The sequence below is a fragment of the Longimonas sp. genome (assembly GCF_040409695.1).
GTDB lineage: Bacteria > Bacteroidota > Rhodothermia > Rhodothermales > Salinibacteraceae > Longimonas.
The window spans coordinates 1-4,735 of the sequence record NZ_JARWGJ010000185.1 but is presented as its reverse complement, the minus strand read 5'-3'; the positions used below and the strand labels follow the sequence as shown (position 1 = coordinate 4,735).

3 protein-coding genes are annotated in these 4,735 nt (G+C 62.0%); all 3 read left to right on the top strand.

Translation table 11 applies throughout. The features are described 5' to 3' along the window. The first annotated feature begins 86 nt into the window (after nucleotides 1-86). The 3 genes from PPP56_RS11195 to PPP56_RS11185 all read left to right on the top strand — a co-directional run bounded on the left by PPP56_RS11195 (nucleotide 87) and on the right by PPP56_RS11185 (nucleotide 4,674). Entirely contained in the window at nucleotides 87-1,040 is a 954-nt protein-coding gene (locus PPP56_RS11195; RefSeq protein WP_353564128.1) for a dienelactone hydrolase family protein, read from the top strand. Between the two features lie 177 nt (nucleotides 1,041-1,217). Then, on the top strand, nucleotides 1,218-2,282 hold the full coding sequence (gene hemE, locus PPP56_RS11190) for a uroporphyrinogen decarboxylase (RefSeq protein WP_353564127.1): 1,065 nt from the start codon (nucleotides 1,218-1,220) through the stop codon (nucleotides 2,280-2,282). Nucleotides 2,283-2,349: 67 nt separating this feature from the next. Then, nucleotides 2,350-4,674, top strand: a complete 2,325-nt coding sequence (locus PPP56_RS11185; RefSeq protein WP_353564126.1) for an acyl-CoA dehydrogenase family protein — start codon at nucleotides 2,350-2,352, stop codon at nucleotides 4,672-4,674. The last annotated feature ends 61 nt before the right edge of the window (nucleotides 4,675-4,735 follow it).

Below are 4,735 nucleotides of genomic sequence, written 5' to 3'. Positions count from 1 at the left end.
CCGTGGATACCACGGCGTGCAGGAACGCTGGCTTTCCTGTGTCTTTCTACACTATCCCGATCTCCTCATCGAACGTCTCATGACCCATGCGCACGCTCTCCCCACTTGCCTTTGCCGTTGTGCTGCTGCTTGCTACGCTGGCAGGAGGATGCGCTGGAGCGTCTGATGTCGATGGGGGGGAGTCTGCCTCAGAGACCTCTACGTCAGAGGCCCCCGATGCCGCCTCTGCCGAGGAACCCTCTACCGTGAGCCTGTCTTACGTGGACGATATGGCTGCAGCGCACGAAGGCGATGCACCGGAGCCCTCGCCGCTGGTGCGCACGCCTGAAGCTGCTATTTCCTCCGGGTCGGTTACGTACAAGACCACCGACGACGGCGACGTGTGGAACGGTCATTATGCGGGCTTAGATGATGATGATCACTGGAAGCCGGCGGTGGTGCTCATCCACGAGTGGTGGGGACTCAACGAAAACATCCGGCGCATGGCTGAGCAGATCGCGAGCAGGGGCTACCAGGTGCTGGCTGTAGACCTGTACGAAGGTGCAATCACCAGTGACCCGGAACGGGCCGCCTCGCTGATGCAAAACGCTATGGATCGTCCAGAGGTCTTGCATGCCCACCTGCAAGCCGCCCGCGAATACCTATCTGAGACGCGCAACGCTCCTCGCGTGGCTGTCATGGGGTGGTGCTTTGGCGGCCACTGGGCCCTGCAAGCCGCGCTGGAGGCCCCTGACAGCTGGGACGGCACCGTGATCTACTACGGCTCCGTTGAGGAAGCCGACGAAGAGGCTGTGGCTGCTCTCAACATGCCGGTGCTTGGCATCTTTGGCGGGGCAGATGAGAGCATTCCCGTGCCAACGGTAGAAGCGTTCGCCGACCAGCTGGAGCGTGGCAACGTGCCCGCTGATATTCGCATCTACGAGGGGGCCGACCATGCGTTTGCGAGTCCCTCTGGGTCGCGCTATGCTCCCAAAGCCGCAGAAGACGCATGGGAGCGCACGCTTGCTTTTTTGGATTCAACCCTGCGTGCAGGCAAGTAGCGTACAGGTCTCCCCCTAAAGCGTCATTTTCCGACCTTCTACCGGTGCTATCCCGCCCACATACAACCTAACATACAGCAATAGCACCTGTGAGCGGCACGCTGACATTCGCTAATGCACGCATGCAGCCCTGGCGCCCCCCCCTACGCACTCTGTTTTCTGTATTTTCTCTCTTACATGCCCAACTTTCCTGAACTCAAAAACGATCTGTTCTTGCGCGCTGCCCGCGGCGAAGTGACCGAGCGCACGCCCGTCTGGATGATGCGACAGGCCGGACGCTACCTGCCCGAATACCAGTCTGTGCGTGCCGACCATCCCTTCTTTGAAGTGGTGAACACGCCCGAGCTCGCCTCCGAGGTCACCATCCAGCCTATCGACCGCTTTCCGCTGGATGCAGCCATTATCTTCTCCGACATCCTGGTTATTCCGCAGGCTCTTGGACTGGAGGTGCAGATGGTGTCGGGTAAGGGGCCGCATTTCCCGAGCCCCCTCAAAACCCCGGACGCGCTGAACCGCCTCGACCCCTCGGTAGCCGACACCGTCCTTCAGCCCGTGTACGATGCCGTTACACAGACGCGCATTGACCTGAACGGGCGCGTGCCGCTCATCGGGTTTGCTGGAGCCCCGTGGACGCTGATGGCGTATATGATTGAAGGCGGCGGAAGCAAGTCGTATCGCAACGCACGGCGCTGGCTCTACGAGCACCCCGAAGCCAGCCACGAGCTGTTGGATACGCTCGCCTCGCTCATTGCCGACTATCTGATTCGCAAGGTCGAAGCCGGCGCCCAGGCGCTGCAGATCTTCGACTCATGGGCTGGCTTGCTTGGCCCCGGACTGTATCGCACCTTCGGCATTCCCTACCTCGAATCTATCGTCGGCGCGGTGAAAGATGCGCATCCCAATGTTCCGTTCATCGCGTTTGCCAAGGGCGCCCCGTACGCGCTGCCTGCACTGGCTACAGCGGGATACGACGCGCTCAGCCTCGACTGGACCATGTCGCCTGAAACGGTTCGGGGGGAGGTTGCCACGGACATTGTGCTGCAGGGCAACCTGGATCCGTGTGCACTTTACGGTTCGCCCGACGATATCCGCCGCCAGGTGCAGCATATGCTGGCCGCCTTCGGTCCGCACAACCACATTGCCAACCTCGGGCACGGTATGCACCCCGACCACGACCCCGCTCATGCCGGTGTCTTTATTGACGCGGTGCACGAGCTCTCCGAAACAATGCGTGCTGCCTGATCGCTTGCCGATTGCCTGCTGCTTTCTCATTCGCTGATTTTCCGTCTGCCCTAATGCCCTTACTACCATGGAAACGTCTCCCCTCCGCACCAAAATAAATGAGCTTCCATTCGACGTGCTGGCAGTGCTCCCCTTGCTCTACGTGGCCTGGGCCGACGGCATGATTACGCCGACCGAGCATAAGGAGCTGCGGAAGCGGTTACACGAGCTGGATTGGATTGCCCCAGAGCACCGCGAGACCATCGAAGCATGGCTCGACCCTTCCAATCCCCCATCGGCCACCGAGTACAACCAGTGGCGACGTGCCCTGCGGCGCGCCGCAGCCGACCTTCCGCAGTCCGGCCGCACCTCGCTGGCTACGCTGGGCGCCGAGATGGCGTCGGTGGGCGGCGACGGCGCCCCGGGCCTGCCCGACGAGGCGCGACAGGCGCTGCACGACCTGGAGGCCACCCTCGGCGTGGCTGGCGATGAGATCGTTGACGAACTGCGTGCCGACCGCCCGTCGCCCGAAGACGACGCCCCGAAGCAGCTGCCCTGCTCGCCCGACGCCCTGCAGGCCTACCTTGACGGACCGCATGCCGATCTGCGTAACCGTATTCGCACGCTGCTCTCCGACCCGGTCTTCAGCTACGACCCGTCGCTCGGCACCGATGCGCATCGCGAGCGCGTGCTCTACTGGTGTAAACTGCTTGCCAACGAAGGGCTCGGCGCACTCGCGTTTCCGAAGGCGTACGGCGGCGAAGGCGACATCCGAAAGTTTATCGCCGCGTTCGAGACGCTCTCGTATCATGACCTGAGCCTCGTCGTCAAGTTCGGCGTGCAGTTCGGCCTTTTCGGGGGCAGCGTTCACCGACTCGGAAGCCAGCGGCACCACGAGGAATACCTCGAAGACATCGGCTCGCTCGAACTGCCGGGCTGCTTTGCCATGAGCGAGCTTGATCATGGCTCGAACGTGCGCGATCTCGAAACGACGGCCACCTACGACCCCGACACCGAGGAGTTTGTCATCAATACGCCACACGACGGCGCCCGCAAGGAGTGGATCGGTAACGCGGCAAAGCATGGACGCCTTGCCACTGTATTCGCTCAGCTACACACAGAGGGCGAATGCTATGGCGTGCATGCCTTCATCGTACCGATCCGCCGGTCTAATGGCACGCCTCAGCCGCGCGTACGCATCGAAGACTGTGGCGAGAAGATGGGGCTTAACGGCGTCGACAACGGACGCGTGTGGTTCGACCAGGTCCGCATCCCCCGCGAAAACATGCTCGACCGCTACGCGACCGTGCATCCTGATGGCACCTACGAGAGCGATATTCCCAGTGCCGGGCGCCGGTTCTTTACGATGCTGAGCACGCTTGTAGGCGGTCGGATTAGCGTAGCACGGTCGGCCTGCAGCGCCGCGAAGTCGGGCCTCGCCATTGCGGTGCGCTACGGCAACCGGCGGCGCCAGTTTGGCCCACAAGACGAGCCTGAGGTGCCGATTCTGGACTACCGCACGCATCAGCGCCGCCTGCTGCCCCGCCTCGCGAAAACCTATGCCATTCATGCTGCACTGGAGAACCTGACGGAACAGTTCGGCGCGCGCGGCCCCGACGACTCGCTCGAAGATGTGGAGGCGGCCGCCAATGCCCTCAAGGCCTACAGCACCTGGCACACCACCGATGTGCTACAGACCGCCCGCGAAGCCTGTGGCGGCAAGGGCTACCTCGCCGAAAACCGCATCGCCGACCTGAAGGCCGATACCGACGTGTATACGACCTTTGAGGGCGACAATACCGTGCTGCTGCTGCAGGTCGCGAAGGGCTTGCTATCGGACTTCCAGCGGGAGTTTCGGGATATGAACGTCTTCAATATGGTGCAGTTTGTGGCGTCGGATCTTGGCACGCGGCTTACCGAGAAGAACCCGCTGGTGCGACGCAACACCGACTCGGCCCACCTGCGCGATCCGGAGTTTCATGCAAAGGCATTCCGCTATCGCAGCGAAGCGCTGTTGCAATCCGCTGCACGGCGCCTCAAAAAGCGTATCGGCGACGGAATGGATACCTACGACGCGTTTATCGAGGTGCAAGACCATCTGGTGACGCTTGCGAAGGCAAAATCCGAACAGATCGTCTTCGACCGGTTCGACGCCTCCATTCGTGAGGTCGACGATGCCGAGGTGCGCGAGGTGCTCCGCATGCTCTGCACGCTCTTCGCGCTGGAGGCGATTGAGTCGGACCGCGGCTGGTTCCTGGAGCAGAACTACATTGAAGGGAGTAAGGCCAAAGCGATACGGCACGAGGTAAACGCGCTCTGCAGCGAGGTGCGTCCTATGGCGGAGCCGCTGGTCGATGCGTTTGCGATCCCCAATGCCTGCCTGCAGGCGCCCATCGCCGTGAAGCAGGCGTAGCAACGCCTCATCAGCCCCTGTTCAGAACCCCCGTTCAGCGTTCAGGATTACGTGTCCGAAA